The sequence below is a fragment of the Streptococcus sp. DFI.7.26 genome (assembly GCF_022240605.1).
GTDB lineage: Bacteria > Bacillota > Bacilli > Lactobacillales > Streptococcaceae > Streptococcus > Streptococcus xiaochunlingii.
In genome coordinates, this window is sequence record NZ_JAKOGN010000006.1 from 1 (window position 1) to 14,241 (window position 14,241).

Sequence of the window (14,241 nt, forward strand, 5' to 3'; positions counted from 1 at the left end):
TAGTAGCGCATGACTGTTAATCATGATGTCGTAGGTTCGAGTCCTACTGGCGGAGTCAGTACCCGAAAGGGTTTTTTTATTTCTCTTTATTAATAAAGTAAAAAAAGGTTCTTTCGAACCTTTTTCTTAGTTAAAGAATACATTGTATAGAGCTTTAATAGCCTGTTTTTCTTGTTCTTGATTTACGACAAACATGATGGAAACTTCGCTGGATCCTTGAGAAATCATTTGGATATTAATGTTATTTTCTGATAAAGCCTTTGTGGCTGTAGCTGTTACACCAATTTGATTTTTCATATTCTCTCCAACAATCATAATAATGGAAAGATCATGTTCAATTTCGGCATAATCTACTTGTAAATCTTGGATTAGATGTTTTAAAATTTCTTGTTCTTTAATTGGTGTTAATTCTTTCGAACGGAGAATGACAGATAAATCGTCAATACCAGTTGGCATGTGATCCCAACTGATGTTCAAGTCTTCTAAAATTTGTAATAATTTTCTACCAAAACCGACTTCTCTATTCATCAGGTATTTGGTGGTATTAATGCTGACAAATCCAGAGTCTCCTGCAATCCCAACGACTTTAACATTTTCATCGGTATGGTTCAGCACAATCTTCGTACCTGGATGTTTTGGATTGTTGGTGTTCTTGATCACCATTGGAATCTTTCCACGATATGCAGGAACAAGTGCTTCATCATGTAGGACACTAAAGCCAGCATAGGCTAATTCCCGCATCTCTTTATAGGTTAATTCAGGAATAGAATGTGGCTGTTTGATAATGCCTGGGTGAGCTGCAAAAATACCATCGACGTCTGTAAAGTTCTCGTAGAGATCTGCTTTAACTCCCGCTGCGATAATTGATCCTGTAATATCAGAACCACCTCTTGAAAAAGTACAGACTTGTCCTTCTCTAGTAATTCCAAAGAATCCAGGGATTACTAAAATTTCATTATGGTTTCTCAGTTCTTCAATCTTATCGTAACTAGAAGGGAGAATGCGGGCATTGCAAGGTTCACTTGTTACAAAGATACCTGCATCTTTTGGATGGATATATTTTGCTTCTAAACCCTTTTTTACAAAGTAAGCTGCAATGAGTTTTGCATTGTTGTTCTCTCCAGCTGCTAAGAAGGTATCATATAAGAAGGTATTATCGGACTTGGGAAGTGTTGCAAGGGATTTGATATCTCTAGCAATCTCTTCGATAATTTCCTCGTCTAAGTCTAACTCCTCTGTAATGGAACGATAGCGATTGATAATCCATTCTTGACTTTGGTTCGTATCTTTTCCGTTGGTATATTCTTTATAATACTTGATGAGGGCATCTGTGACTTTTGTGTCCTCCGCATTGCGTTTCCCTGGAGCAGAAACGACCACGTATTGACGGGTTTCATCTTCTTTAACAATATTGAATACTTTTTCTAGCTGGGTAGCAGATGCTAACGAACTACCACCAAATTTAACTACTTTCATGTGGACTCCTTTACAAAACTTACTTTAAATTATACCAAAGATAAGGCTTGGTTACAATCTAAAAAACACTGTTATCAAGCGAGTCTTTCGGGTGAGACACTTTTTTATGAAAATGTAATTTACTTCTCAAAGTAGTTGTGCTAAAATAATATGAAAATAAATAAGTTCAATTATCAAACAATTTGAATAGCTAATTAGTAAAGAGGTGGCTTATGGTGTTCGAAACGATTATTTATTCTGTAGAAGAGGATCTCGCATCTATTATTTTAAATAGACCAGAGGTTTCAAATGGTTTTAACATTCCAATGTGTCAGGAAATCCTTGAAGCATTAGAATTAGCTGAGAAGAATCCAGATGTGCGTTTTATTTTATTTAAAGCAGTCGGCAAGGTTTTTTCAGTTGGTGGTGATTTAGCTGAGATGAAACGGGCTGTTGATGCTGATGATATCGATTCGTTAACGCAAATTGCGGAATTGGTCAATCAAATCTCTAAAAAAATGAAGCAAATTCCAAAACCAGTGATTATGGTTGCAGATGGTGCGGTTGCAGGAGCAACTGCTAATATGGCAGTAGCGGCGGACTTTTGTATTGCTTCTGATAAAGCCAAGTTTATTCAAGCCTTTGTTGGGGTCGGTTTGGCTCCTGATGCTGGTGGTCTATTCCTTTTAGGAAGAGCCATTGGTTTGACTAGAGCAACTCAGTTAGCAATGACTGGTGAACCATTAGGTGCTGAAAAGGCTCTGGAATATGGCGTTGTGTACAAGGTTTCTGAAGTAGAAAAATTAGACAAGACTGTCAACCAACTACTCATCAAGTTAAGACGTAGCTCAGACAATTCTTTTGCTGCGATTAAAGAGTTGGCTTGGTCAAGCATGCTGACTGACTGGGATCGTTATGCTGAAATTGAGTTGCGATTGCAGAGAAATCTTTCTCTAAAGGAAGACTTTAAAGAGGGAGTTAATGCCTATTCAGAGCGTCGGCGCCCAAAATTCCAAGGAAAATAAAAACGTAAAATTTTTATGTTTTTGTTGCTGAGGCTTGCTATTTGGTTTGATTTTTGATAAAATTCGATTATCAAAGTAATGAATAGGGGGTGTGGTTTTTGAATTTTCAACTAGTCAATGATTACCTTACATCCATTTTTAACAACGTATTAGTCATCGAAGAAACTAGTTTACGTAGCAGTCGATTTAATGATGTTTCCATTAAGGAAATGCACACCATTGATGTCATCGGCTCAACACCAAACGCAACTCCAAGTGATATTTCGCGTTCGTTAATGGTAACGTTAGGTACAGTCACTACCAGTTTAAATAATCTTGAACGAAAAGGTTATATTGAACGAACCAGATCTGAAGTTGATCGTCGGGTCGTCCATTTGAGTTTGACCAAAAGAGGCAAGCTCTTGTATCGGCTTCACCAACAATTTCACAAGCGGATGGTTAATCAAATTATTGATGGGATGTCTCCAGATGAACGGAAAGTGATGCAAAAAGGGTTGCAGAATCTTTATCGTTTCTTGGAGGAGTTGAAATAATGACTTTTGCAAAAATTAGTCAGGTAGCCCATTATGCGCCAAGCCAAGTGATTTCTAATCAGGATCTTTCTGAACGGATGGATACCAGCGATGAGTGGATTGCTAGTCGGACAGGAATTCGGAAGCGTCATATTACTCAATCAGAATCAACCAGCGATTTAGCTACGGAAGTGGCTCGACGCTTGCTTGAAAAAAGTGGTTTACAAGCGGATCAGTTGGATTTTATTATTGTTGCAACGATTTCGCCCGATTCCATGATGCCATCCACTGCAGCTCGTGTTCAAGCTAAAATTGGGGCCTCTAAAGCTTTTGTTTTTGATTTGACAGCAGCTTGTAGTGGATTTGTCTTTGCGCTTGCGACTGCTGAAAAGTTGCTTCGGTCTGGCCAGTACAAACGAGGAATCGTTATTGGGAGTGAAACCTTATCGAAAGTGATTGATTGGGAAGATCGGACAACAGCGGTCCTATTTGGGGATGGTGCTGGCGGTGTTTTATTGGAAGCTTCCGAACAACAAACTTTTTTAGCTGAAAGTTTATTTTCAGATGGTTCTCGTGGAGAGGTTCTTCAATCATCATCTGTTGGTTTATCTTCACCATATTCAGATAAGGAAGAAGATAAAAAATATCTATCAATGGATGGAAGAGCAGTCTTTGATTTTGCTATTCGGGATGTGGCTAAGAGTATTAAACATATGTTGGCTAATGCTCCAGTAGCTGTTGATGAAATTGACTATTTCCTCTTGCATCAGGCAAATGACCGTATCTTAGATAAAATGGCTAAGAAAATCGGGGTTGATCGGGAAAAACTTCCTGCAAATATGATGGAATATGGCAACACCAGTGCCGCAAGTATTCCAATTTTATTATCGGAGTGTGTCGACCAAGGACTAATCAAATTGGATGGAAGTCAAATAATTCTTCTGTCAGGATTTGGTGGAGGTTTGACATGGGGCTCACTTCTTGTTACAATCTAGTTAAATATGTGGTAACACATTTTAAAAATTTTTATTATTTTAAGGAGGCCAATCATGGCAGTATTTGAAAAAGTACAAGAAATTATCGTTGAAGAACTTGGTAAAGAACCATCAGAAGTAACTCTTGAGTCTACTTTTGAAGATCTTGAAGCTGATTCATTGGATTTGTTCCAAGTGATTTCAGAAATTGAAGATGCATTCGACATTCAAATTGAAACTGAAGAAGGATTGTCTACTGTAGGGGACCTTGTTGCTTACGTAGAAGAAAAAACTAAATAATAATGGATGAGAGTATCGAAAGATATTCTCTCTTGTTTAGGTAATAGTTTGACGCTCAAAGCAAAGAACCGCTTTCAAACTATTACTTAAGCGAAAATGAGGAAGGTACTATGCAAACACGAATTACTGAATTATTAAACATTAAATATCCAATTTTCCAAGGTGGTATGGCTTGGGTAGCAGATGGAGATCTTGCTGGAGCTGTATCTAATGCGGGTGGTCTTGGGATCATCGGTGGAGGAAATGCACCTAAAGAAGTTGTCAAAGCGAATATTGATCGCGTCAAATCCATTACTGACAAACCTTTTGGAGTCAATATCATGCTCCTCTCTCCTTTTGCAGATGACATCGTTGACTTAGTTATCGAAGAAGGGGTTAAAGTGGTTACCACTGGTGCAGGGAATCCTGGGAAATACGTGGATCGTTTCCATGAAGCAGGCATTACCGTTATTCCGGTTGTACCTTCAGTAGCTTTAGCAAAACGGATGGAAAAACTAGGTGCGGATGCTGTCATTGCTGAAGGAATGGAAGCAGGAGGTCATATTGGTAAATTGACGACCATGACCTTGGTTCGCCAAGTGGTCGAAGCGGTCTCTATTCCAGTTATCGGTGCTGGTGGTGTTGCAGATGGTGCAGGAGCGGCTGCAGTCTTCATGCTTGGAGCAGATGCTGTTCAAGTGGGAACACGATTTGTCGTTGCTAAAGAATCAAATGCTCACCAAAACTTTAAGAATAAAATCTTGAAAGCTAAGGACATTGATACAGTGGTGTCTGCGTCAGTTGTTGGCCACCCAGTTCGTGCGATTAAGAATAAATTGGCTTCTGCCTATAACCAAGCTGAAAAAGATTTCTTGGCAGGTAAGAAGACTCAAGAAGAAATTGAAGAATTAGGAGCAGGTGCTCTTCGCAATGCTGTTGTTGACGGAGACGTTGATAATGGATCTGTGATGGCAGGACAAATTGCAGGTCTCGTAAGTAAAGAAGAAACCTGTGCTGAAATCTTGGAAGATATCTATCTTGGAGCTGCTAAGGTCATTCAGAAAGAAGCAGCTCGCTGGGCAGATGTGAAATTCTAACAGATAAGGTTAAGGAAAGGAAGAGAACAGTGACAAAACGTGCCTTCTTATTTGCTGGTCAAGGTGCCCAAAAATTGGGGATGGCTAGTGACTTGTATGCAACTTATCCCGTTGTCAAAGAGACATATGATACGGCTAGTCGTATTCTAGGTTATGATTTGCGTGAATTGATTGATTCTGACGAAGAAAAACTCAATCAAACACGCTATACTCAACCAGCTATTTTGACAACTTCTGTAGCTATTTATCGTCTATTGGCAGAAAATGGCATAACACCGGATGTTGTGGCTGGTCTCTCCCTAGGAGAATATTCTGCTTTGGTTGCTGCAGGCGCTCTTTCCTTTGAAGAAGCGGTCGCCTTGGTAGCTAAGCGAGGGGAATTTATGGAAACAGCTGCGCCTGCTGGAAGCGGGAAGATGGTAGCTGTTATGAATACTGATCCTGCCTTGATTGAAGAAATCTGTCAACAGGCTTCTGAAAAGGGAGTTGTAACACCAGCTAACTACAATACTCCTGCCCAAATTGTGATCGGTGGAGAGGTTGAAGCTGTGGATTATGCAGTTGAACTCTTACAAGAAGCAGGGGCAAAACGGTTGATTCCTCTGAATGTCTCTGGTCCTTTCCATACGGCCTTACTTGCTTCTGCTAGTGAAAAACTAGCGACTGAACTTGAAAAAGTTACTTTTAAGGACTTTAGCTTGCCTTTGGTTGGGAATACAGAAGCAAAGATCATGAAATCAGACGAAATCAAAGCTTTATTAGCTCGCCAAGTGATGGAGCCCGTTCGTTTCTATGATTCGATTGCGACGATTCAAGAGTTTGGAGTAGATGAAGTGATTGAAATTGGTCCAGGTAAGGTCTTGACTGGTTTCTTGAAAAAGATTGATAAAACTCTTCCAACGAAAAATGTGGAGGATCAAGCCAGTCTTGATGCCCTACTGAACGAATAAGATGAGGTGACTATGGAACTAAAGAATAAAAATGTATTTGTTACTGGCTCAAGTCGAGGCATTGGATTGGCTATTGCGCATAAATTTGCGTCAAAAGGTGCCAACATTGTCTTAAATAGTCGTGGAGAGCTCCCAGCAGGCCTAGTGGATGAATTTGCCTCATACAGTGTGAAGGTAGTTGGCGTTACTGGGGACGTATCCCAAGCTGCGGAAGCGAAACGAATGGTCGCGGAAGCGATTGAAGCACTTGGCTCAGTAGACATCCTTGTCAACAATGCTGGGATTACCAATGATAAGCTCATGTTGAAATTGACGGAAGAAGATTTCGAGCAAGTCTTGAAGGTGAATTTGACCGGTGCTTTTAATATGACACAATCAGTCTTAAAACCGATGACCAAAGCACGTGAAGGTGCTATCATTAACATGTCGAGTGTTGTCGGTCTGACAGGAAATGTTGGACAAGCCAACTATGCAGCCTCAAAAGCTGGTTTGATTGGTTTTTCTAAATCTGTAGCACGTGAAGTAGCTGGTAGAAATGTCCGTGTCAATGTCATTGCGCCGGGCTTCATTGAGTCTGATATGACAGAAGGACTTCCTGAAAAAATTAAAGAAATGTCTCTCGCTCAAATTCCAATGAAACGATTTGGAAATACAGAAGAAGTGGCAGATGTTGCAGTCTTTCTTGCGACTCAAGAATATCTAACAGGGCAAGTCATCGCAATTGATGGTGGCTTAACCATGCAATAAAAAGAGGTAGGTTTTGAAATGAAATTAAATCGTGTTGTTGTAACAGGCTATGGCTTGACATCTCCAATCGGAAACACTCCAGAAGAATTTTGGAATAGTTTAAAAGAAGGAAAGATTGGGATTGGTCCGATTACAAAATTTGACCACAGTGACTTTGCTGTTCATAATGCAGCTGAAATCCATGATTTCCCATTTGATAAGTACTTTATCAAGAAAGATACAAACCGCTTTGACAACTACTCTTTGTATGCCTTGTATGCTGCTCAAGAAGCTGTGAATCATGCAGGTTTAGATGTAGAAGCTATTGATAAAGATCGTTTTGGTGTCATTGTTGCTTCTGGTATTGGTGGTATCAAAGAAATCGAAGATCAAGTGATTCGTTTGCATGAAAAAGGACCAAAACGTGTCAAACCAATGACCCTTCCAAAAGCTTTGCCAAATATGGCATCTGGTAATGTTGCCATGCGTTTTGGAGCTAATGGAATTTGTAAATCGATCAATACTGCTTGTGCCTCTTCCAATGATGCGATTGGGGATGCTTTCCGCGCTATTAAGTTTGGTTTCCAAGATTTGATGTTGGTTGGTGGTTCAGAAGCTTCTATTACGCCATTTGCAATCGCCGGTTTCCAAGCCTTGACAGCTCTTTCAACAACAGAAGATCCAACTCGTGCTTCTATTCCATTTGATAAAGATCGGAATGGATTTGTAATGGGTGAAGGATCAGGAATGTTGGTACTTGAAAGTTTGGAACACGCTGAAAAACGTGGTGCAACCATTCTTGCTGAAGTCGTGGGCTACGGAAATACTTGTGATGCTTACCATATGACTTCTCCACATCCAGAAGGTCAAGGTGCTATTAAAGCAATGAAGTTGGCTTTGGATGAGGCAGAAATTGAACCAGCTCAAGTTGATTATGTCAACGCTCATGGTACCTCTACTCCAGCAAATGAAAAAGGAGAAAGTGGTGCAATCGTTTCTGTATTTGGTACAGAAGTTCCAGTATCTTCTACAAAATCATTTACAGGTCACCTCTTGGGGGCAGCAGGGGCAGTTGAAGCTATTGCGACGATTGAAGCAATTCGCCATCAATATGTTCCAAAAACTGCTGGAACACAAGAGTTATCAGATTATATTGAAGCCAATGTCATCTTTGGTGAAGGGCAAGAACGTCCGATTTCCTATGCTATTTCCAATACATTTGGATTTGGAGGACACAATGCTGTCTTAGCCTTTAAACGTTGGGAGGGATAAAGTGAATATTCAAGAGATTAAAGACCTAATGAGTCAATTTGACCAATCTAGTCTTCGTGAATTTAGCTATCAAAATGCAACTGATGTGCTATCATTTAGTAAAAATACTGGCAGTGTAGCTAGCCCACAACCTGCTACGCCAGCTCCTGTAGTTCAGGAAGTGGCACCTGCTGTTGAGAGCCCTGTTGTTCTTGCAGAAGAACCAGTTGCTCCTTCAGCACCAGCTCCTGAAGCAAGTCCAGCAGTAGCAGCAGAAGGGGAAGTGGTTGAAAGTCCTCTTGTTGGTGTAGCTTATTTAGCTTCAGGTCCAGATAAACCAGCTTTTGTTCAGGTTGGAGATAGCGTTTCAAAAGGCCAAACCCTATTGATTATTGAAGCGATGAAAGTTATGAACGAAGTTCCTGCACCAAGGGATGGAATTGTCACTGAAATCCTTGTTTCAAATGAAGAAATGGTTGAGTTTGGGAAAGGATTGGTACGGATTAAATGATCGATATTCAAGCTATTAAAGAGGCTCTTCCGCATCGCTATCCGATGTTGTTGGTGGATCGCGTCCTTGAAACAAGTGAGGATACGATTGTAGCCATTAAGAATGTGACGATCAATGAGCCCTTCTTTAATGGGCACTTTCCAAGCTACCCAGTAATGCCAGGTGTCCTCATTATGGAAGCCTTGGCACAAACTGCCGGTGTCTTAGAATTATCCAAACCAGAAAATAAAGGGAAATTAGTCTTTTACGCTGGAATGGATAAGGTTAAATTTAAAAAACAAGTCGTTCCGGGAGATCAGCTCGTGATGACGGCTACCTTTGTCAAGCGTCGTGGTTCGATTGCGGTCGTGGAAGCAAAAGCGGAAGTCGATGGGAAATTAGCTGCTAGCGGGACCCTAACATTTGCAATTGGTAACTAGGGAGGTTTCTATGTTCCGAAAAATTTTAATCGCGAATCGTGGTGAAATTGCGGTCCGGATTATTCGAGCTGCTCGTGAATTAGGAATTGAAACAGTCGCTGTCTATTCAACGGCTGATAAAGAAGCCTTGCATACCTTACTAGCGGATGAAGCAGTTTGTATTGGGCCTGCCAAGTCAACCGAATCTTATTTGAACATGAATGCTGTTTTATCTGCAGCTGTCTTGACTGGATCAGAAGCGATTCACCCAGGATTTGGATTTTTGAGTGAAAATTCGAAGTTTGCCACCATGTGTGAAGAAGTAGGGATTAAGTTTATTGGACCATCAGGGTCTGTTATGGATATGATGGGTGATAAAATTAATGCCCGAGCACAAATGATCAAAGCAGGCGTACCTGTGATTCCAGGATCAGATGGTGAAGTTCATACAGCTGAAGAAGCCTTGGAAGTTGCCGAACGGATTGGTTATCCTGTCATGCTGAAGGCATCAGCTGGAGGTGGCGGTAAAGGGATCCGTAAAGTAGAACGGGCAGAAGACCTAGTTCCAGCTTTTGAATCTGCTTCGACAGAAGCTAAGGCGGCCTTTGGCAATGGAGCTATGTACCTTGAACGCGTCATCTACCCAGCTCGTCATATTGAGGTTCAAATCCTGGCTGACCAATTTGGACATGTGGTTCATTTGGGTGAACGGGATTGTTCCCTTCAAAGAAACAACCAAAAAGTCCTCGAAGAATCTCCATCCGTAGCAATCGGTAAGACAATTCGAGACCAAATCGGATCTGCAGCCGTCCGCGCAGCAGAATCTGTTGGCTATGAAAATGCTGGGACCATCGAGTTTCTTTACGATGAAGGTAAAGGCGAATTTTACTTCATGGAGATGAACACTCGGGTTCAAGTAGAGCATCCCGTGACAGAATTCGTCACAGGAATTGATATCGTAAAAGAGCAAATTAAAATTGCTGCTGGGCAAGAATTGTCTGTAAGCCAAGAAGATATTCAAATTTCTGGTCATGCCATTGAATGCCGGATCAATGCAGAAAATCCTGCCTTTAACTTTGCACCTAGCCCAGGAAAAATCACCAATCTCTATCTTCCAAGTGGAGGAGTCGGCTTGCGCGTGGATTCAGCTGTCTATCCTGGCTATACGATTCCACCTTACTACGATAGTATGATTGCCAAAATCATTGTCCATGGAGAGAATCGTTTTGATGCCTTGATGAAGATGCAACGCGCCCTCTATGAGTTGGAAATTGACGGTGTAATGACCAACAGTGATTTCCAATTGGATTTGATTTCAGATTCGAACGTGATTGCTGGTGACTACGATACCGCCTTTCTGATGGAGACATTTTTACCAAATTATCAGAAAAATCAATAAGCATTGAACTTTGTAAATGTGAGATTCATTTTCACAAGGAATGAACGCGCACAATTACAAAGTTCTTTTACCAAGTAAGGAGAAGTTGATGGCTTTATTTTCTAAAAAAGATAAGTACATTCGAATTAATCCCAATCGGTCGGCCATTGAAGCACCTCAGCCAAAACCAGAGGTTCCAGATGAGTTGTTTTCTCAGTGTCCGGGCTGTAAACATACGATTTACCAAAAGGATCTTGGAAGTGAACGTCTGTGTCCTAAGTGTGGTTATACCTTCCGCATCACTGCGGTTGAGCGACTTCAATTGACGATTGATCCAGGAAGCTTTATTGAATTGTTTACGGGTATTGAGACCAAGGACCCGCTTAAGTTTCCAAACTACAAGAAGAAATTGGCGGCTGTTCGTGAATTGACAGGACTTGATGAAGCTGTGCTAACAGGAACTGCAAAGATCGGTGGCCATCAAGTGGCTCTTGGTATTATGGATTCTAATTTCATCATGGCTTCTATGGGCTCTGTGGTCGGTGAAAAGATTACGCGTCTATTTGAATTGGCGACAGAAGAAAAGCTCCCAGTTGTGCTCTTTACCGCTTCTGGTGGCGCTCGGATGCAAGAAGGAATCGTCAGTTTGATGCAGATGGCTAAAATCTCTGCAGCTGTTCAAAGACACTCAAAAGCAGGCTTATTTTATCTGACAGTTCTAACAGACCCAACAACAGGTGGGGTAACGGCGTCATTTGCAATGGAAGGGGATATTATCATTGCAGAGAGCCAGGCCCTTGTGGGATTTGCAGGTCGACGAGTGATCGAGTCTACTGTACGGGAACAGTTGCCGGATAATTTCCAAAAGGCTGAATTTTTGCAGGAGCATGGCTTTGTGGATGTGATTGTCCAGCGTAGTGAGATGCGTTCAACAATCGCAGACTTGTTAGCCTTTCATGGAGGGAAGTAATGACAAGAATAACACAAATTATTAAAGAAGCTCGTGACCAAGGACGTTTGACTGCTCTCGATTATGCTCATCGAATTTTTGATAACTTTATCGAATTGCATGGAGATCGAAATTTCCGAGATGATGGTGCAGTGATTGGTGGAATTGGCTGGTTAGGGGATCAAGCGGTAACGGTTGTCGGGATTCAAAAAGGAAAGAATCTTCAGGACAACCTCAGTCGAAACTTTGGCCAACCCCACCCAGAAGGCTATCGAAAAGCCTTGCGTTTGATGAAACAGGCGGAGAAATTTGGTCGTCCAGTAGTAACCTTCATCAACACTGCGGGTGCATATCCGGGTGTTGGTGCTGAAGAGCGGGGACAGGGTGAGGCTATTGCCCGCAACCTCATGGAAATGAGTGATTTAAAAGTTCCGATTATCGCGATTATCATCGGAGAAGGTGGCTCAGGTGGTGCCCTAGCTCTTGGTGTAGCAGATAAGGTCTGGATGCTGGAGAACTCCATCTATGCAGTCTTGAGTCCAGAAGGGTTTGCTTCTATTCTTTGGAAAGACGGAAGCCGTGCCATGGAAGCAGCTGAATTGATGAAGATTACTTCGCATGAGTTGTTGAATATGGACATTGTGGACAAGGTGATTCCGGAGCATGGTTTTTCCAATGGCGAATTACTAGCTCAAGTGAAGAAGGAAATCAAAGCAGAATTGAAGGAGCTACAAGCCTTGCCTCTCGAAGAACTTCTAGAGCAACGTTACCAACGTTTTCGTAAATATTAAAAAACTGAGCTTGCAATTTGCAAGACTCAGTTTTTTAAAACTTTATTTTGGTGCGATGACTTCAGCGCCACCCATGTATGGACGAAGGACTTCAGGAATAGTTACAGAACCATCTTCGTTTTGATAGTTTTCAAGAATAGCTGCCACTGTACGTCCAACAGCCAATCCAGAACCATTCAAGGTGTGAAGAAGTTTAACCTTACCGTCAGCTTCATCACGATAGCGGATTTGGGCACGACGTGCTTGGAAATCTTCCGTATTTGAACAGCTTGAGATTTCACGATAGGTATTTTGTGCTGGGATCCATACTTCCAAGTCGTAAGTCTTAGCAGCTGAGAAGCCCATGTCTCCTGTAGAAAGAGCAACTACGCGATATGGAAGGTTGAGTTTTTGAAGGATGTTTTCAGCGTTGGCTGTCATCTTTTCCAATTCTTCATATGATTCTTCCGGTTTGGCAAATTTGACCATTTCTACCTTATGGAATTGGTGTAAACGGATCAAACCACGAGTGTCACGACCAGCAGAACCTGCTTCTGAACGGAAAGAAGGGCTCATGGCAGTAAAGTAGATTGGGAGATCCTTGCCATCGATGATTTCGTCACGGTAGTAGTTGGTCAGAGGCACTTCGGCAGTTGGAATCAAGACATAGTTGGTGTCGCTGAGTTCAAAAGTATCTTCCTTGAACTTTGGATATTGACCAGTACCAAACATAGAATCGTGGTTGACCATGTAAGGTGTGATGACTTCTGTGTATCCTTCCTTGCCATGCTCATCCAACATAAAATTGTAGATAGCACGTTCTAAGCGAGCTCCAAGCCCCTTGTAGAAGAGGAAACGAGCGCCAGTGACTTTACCACCACGTTCCCAGTCAAGGATGTCTAAGTCTTCTCCAAGGTCCCAGTGAGCTTTTGGTTCGAAGTCAAACTCGCGAGGAGTTCCCCAACGGCGAACTTCTACGTTGTCATCCTCATCTGCTCCAACAGGTACACTATCAGCAGGAATGTTTGGAAGGGTTGTAGTAAATTCTGTCAATTTCGCATCGATTTCTGCCAATTCTGCATCGAGTGCTTTGACTTCTGCAGAAAGAGTTTGCATGGCAGCAATCTTATCATCTGCATTTTCTTTGTTGCGTTTGGCTTGGGCAATTTCAGCAGATACTGTGTTACGCTCAGCCTTGAGGCCTTCTACTTTGACCAAGATGTCACGACGCTTGGCATCGATTTCTTTCATTTCGTTCAAGATGGCAGCATCTACACCGCGTGTCGCTAATTTTTCAGCAACTGCATCAAAGTCTGTACGAATCCGTTTAATATCTAACATAGCTTCTCCTTTAACAAAAAACACACCTGTCAGAGTGTTGGAGTGGCAGAGCCACGGTTCCATCCAACTTCACAGGTGTGCACTTGATTCGATATTGTATTTTAACTAAACGGTAGAATTTCAATTAAGATTTCTATCTGCTCGCAGCAACCGCAGACTTTCTGAAAGATTTCTTTAATTTACTTATCCGTTTTCGTTTATTATACAAGAAAAGGAGCTATTTTGCAAATAGATTTTTAATTTTAGCTGCGATGGTTTGGATCAAGGTCGGTAGCTTGACAATTTTATCATTTCCAAGGTGTTGACGGGCAATTTTTAAGATTTTACCCGAGTCTTTAGAAGCAAAGAGGAACTTACTTTCCTTGGTGTAAATTTCAAAATGGCGGCTAATTTTACGCCCGGATACGTTGGCTCCAATCTGTTCGATTTCTTTCCAGGGAATTTGGACGTAGTCTTCTACATTAGCATCTGCGTAAAATTCAAAAGCCACATCTCCAACTAACATTTTTCCAACCTTTCCACCAACACCTAGATAAGAGACACCAGTGGTATGGAATTCCACGGTTTTATTCTGTGATTGCGCCATGTGATCCTCCTGTAACAATGTTCATTTCATTATACCATA

The 14,241-nt window shown here is 41.5% G+C and carries 16 protein-coding genes; 13 read left to right on the forward strand and 3 right to left on the reverse strand.

All coding sequences use genetic code 11. The features are described 5' to 3' along the window. Positions 1 to 126 precede the first annotated feature (126 nt). Positions 127 to 1,476: an aspartate kinase gene (locus L0M85_RS06280; RefSeq protein ID WP_061564752.1), complete on the reverse strand. Its 1,350-nt coding sequence runs from the start codon at positions 1,474 to 1,476 to the stop codon at positions 127 to 129. A 212-nt stretch (positions 1,477 to 1,688) separates the two neighbouring features. On the opposite strand from L0M85_RS06280, the gene L0M85_RS06285 reads away from it, so the two are divergent. The 13 genes from L0M85_RS06285 to L0M85_RS06345 all read left to right on the forward strand — a co-directional run bounded on the left by L0M85_RS06285 (position 1,689) and on the right by L0M85_RS06345 (position 12,296). Then, positions 1,689 to 2,480, forward strand: coding sequence for an enoyl-CoA hydratase (locus L0M85_RS06285; RefSeq protein ID WP_238656691.1), 792 nt, complete (start codon positions 1,689 to 1,691; stop codon positions 2,478 to 2,480). Positions 2,481 to 2,578: 98 nt separating this feature from the next. Further along, positions 2,579 to 3,013 carry a MarR family transcriptional regulator gene (locus L0M85_RS06290; RefSeq protein WP_006597415.1) on the forward strand — a complete coding sequence of 145 codons (435 nt, stop codon included), beginning with the start codon at positions 2,579 to 2,581 and terminating at the stop codon, positions 3,011 to 3,013. Continuing rightward, positions 3,013 to 3,987 carry a beta-ketoacyl-ACP synthase III gene (locus tag L0M85_RS06295; RefSeq protein ID WP_048688758.1) on the forward strand — a complete coding sequence of 325 codons (975 nt, stop codon included), beginning with the start codon at positions 3,013 to 3,015 and terminating at the stop codon, positions 3,985 to 3,987. The genes L0M85_RS06290 and L0M85_RS06295 overlap by 1 nt, the downstream gene beginning before the upstream one ends. A gap of 54 nt (positions 3,988 to 4,041) precedes the next feature. Next, positions 4,042 to 4,266: an acyl carrier protein gene (locus tag L0M85_RS06300; protein WP_003003892.1), complete on the forward strand. Its 225-nt coding sequence runs from the start codon at positions 4,042 to 4,044 to the stop codon at positions 4,264 to 4,266. Positions 4,267 to 4,376: 110 nt separating this feature from the next. Further along, complete coding sequence (gene fabK, locus L0M85_RS06305; RefSeq protein ID WP_061564755.1) at positions 4,377 to 5,342, forward strand: enoyl-[acyl-carrier-protein] reductase FabK; 966 nt, start codon at positions 4,377 to 4,379, stop codon at positions 5,340 to 5,342. 29 nt (positions 5,343 to 5,371) lie between these two features. Next, a complete protein-coding gene (fabD, locus tag L0M85_RS06310) occupies positions 5,372 to 6,292 on the forward strand; it encodes an ACP S-malonyltransferase (RefSeq protein WP_238656692.1) in 921 nt (306 codons plus the stop codon). A gap of 12 nt (positions 6,293 to 6,304) precedes the next feature. Further along, on the forward strand, positions 6,305 to 7,039 hold the full coding sequence (gene fabG / locus L0M85_RS06315; RefSeq protein ID WP_061564757.1) for a 3-oxoacyl-[acyl-carrier-protein] reductase: 735 nt from the start codon (positions 6,305 to 6,307) through the stop codon (positions 7,037 to 7,039). Between the two features lie 18 nt (positions 7,040 to 7,057). Continuing rightward, positions 7,058 to 8,290: a beta-ketoacyl-ACP synthase II gene (gene fabF / locus L0M85_RS06320; protein ID WP_061564758.1), complete on the forward strand. Its 1,233-nt coding sequence runs from the start codon at positions 7,058 to 7,060 to the stop codon at positions 8,288 to 8,290. A 1-nt stretch (position 8,291) separates the two neighbouring features. After that, the gene (accB, locus tag L0M85_RS06325) at positions 8,292 to 8,780 is read left to right on the forward strand and encodes an acetyl-CoA carboxylase biotin carboxyl carrier protein (RefSeq protein ID WP_061564759.1); all 489 of its coding nucleotides are present in this window, start codon (positions 8,292 to 8,294) and stop codon (positions 8,778 to 8,780) included. Beyond that, positions 8,777 to 9,199: a 3-hydroxyacyl-ACP dehydratase FabZ gene (gene fabZ, locus L0M85_RS06330; RefSeq protein WP_006596902.1), complete on the forward strand. Its 423-nt coding sequence runs from the start codon at positions 8,777 to 8,779 to the stop codon at positions 9,197 to 9,199. Before accB ends, fabZ begins: the two co-directional genes overlap by 4 nt. A gap of 10 nt (positions 9,200 to 9,209) precedes the next feature. Continuing rightward, a complete protein-coding gene (locus L0M85_RS06335) occupies positions 9,210 to 10,577 on the forward strand; it encodes an acetyl-CoA carboxylase biotin carboxylase subunit (RefSeq protein ID WP_061564760.1) in 1,368 nt (455 codons plus the stop codon). An 88-nt stretch (positions 10,578 to 10,665) separates the two neighbouring features. Next, positions 10,666 to 11,526 (forward strand): acetyl-CoA carboxylase, carboxyltransferase subunit beta, encoded by an 861-nt coding sequence (gene accD, locus L0M85_RS06340; RefSeq protein ID WP_061564761.1) that lies wholly within the window; start codon positions 10,666 to 10,668, stop codon positions 11,524 to 11,526. Continuing rightward, entirely contained in the window at positions 11,526 to 12,296 is a 771-nt protein-coding gene (locus L0M85_RS06345; protein ID WP_238656693.1) for an acetyl-CoA carboxylase carboxyl transferase subunit alpha, read from the forward strand. The genes accD and L0M85_RS06345 overlap by 1 nt, the downstream gene beginning before the upstream one ends. 42 nt (positions 12,297 to 12,338) lie before the next feature. On the opposite strand, the gene serS is transcribed toward L0M85_RS06345, so the two are convergent. Together serS and L0M85_RS06355 are read right to left on the reverse strand one after the other, a co-directional pair. Then, the gene (gene serS, locus L0M85_RS06350) at positions 12,339 to 13,616 is read right to left on the reverse strand and encodes a serine--tRNA ligase (protein WP_061564763.1); all 1,278 of its coding nucleotides are present in this window, start codon (positions 13,614 to 13,616) and stop codon (positions 12,339 to 12,341) included. Between the two features lie 217 nt (positions 13,617 to 13,833). Further along, a complete protein-coding gene (locus tag L0M85_RS06355; RefSeq protein ID WP_061564764.1) occupies positions 13,834 to 14,202 on the reverse strand; it encodes a DUF956 family protein in 369 nt (122 codons plus the stop codon). Positions 14,203 to 14,241: the final 39 nt, after the last annotated feature.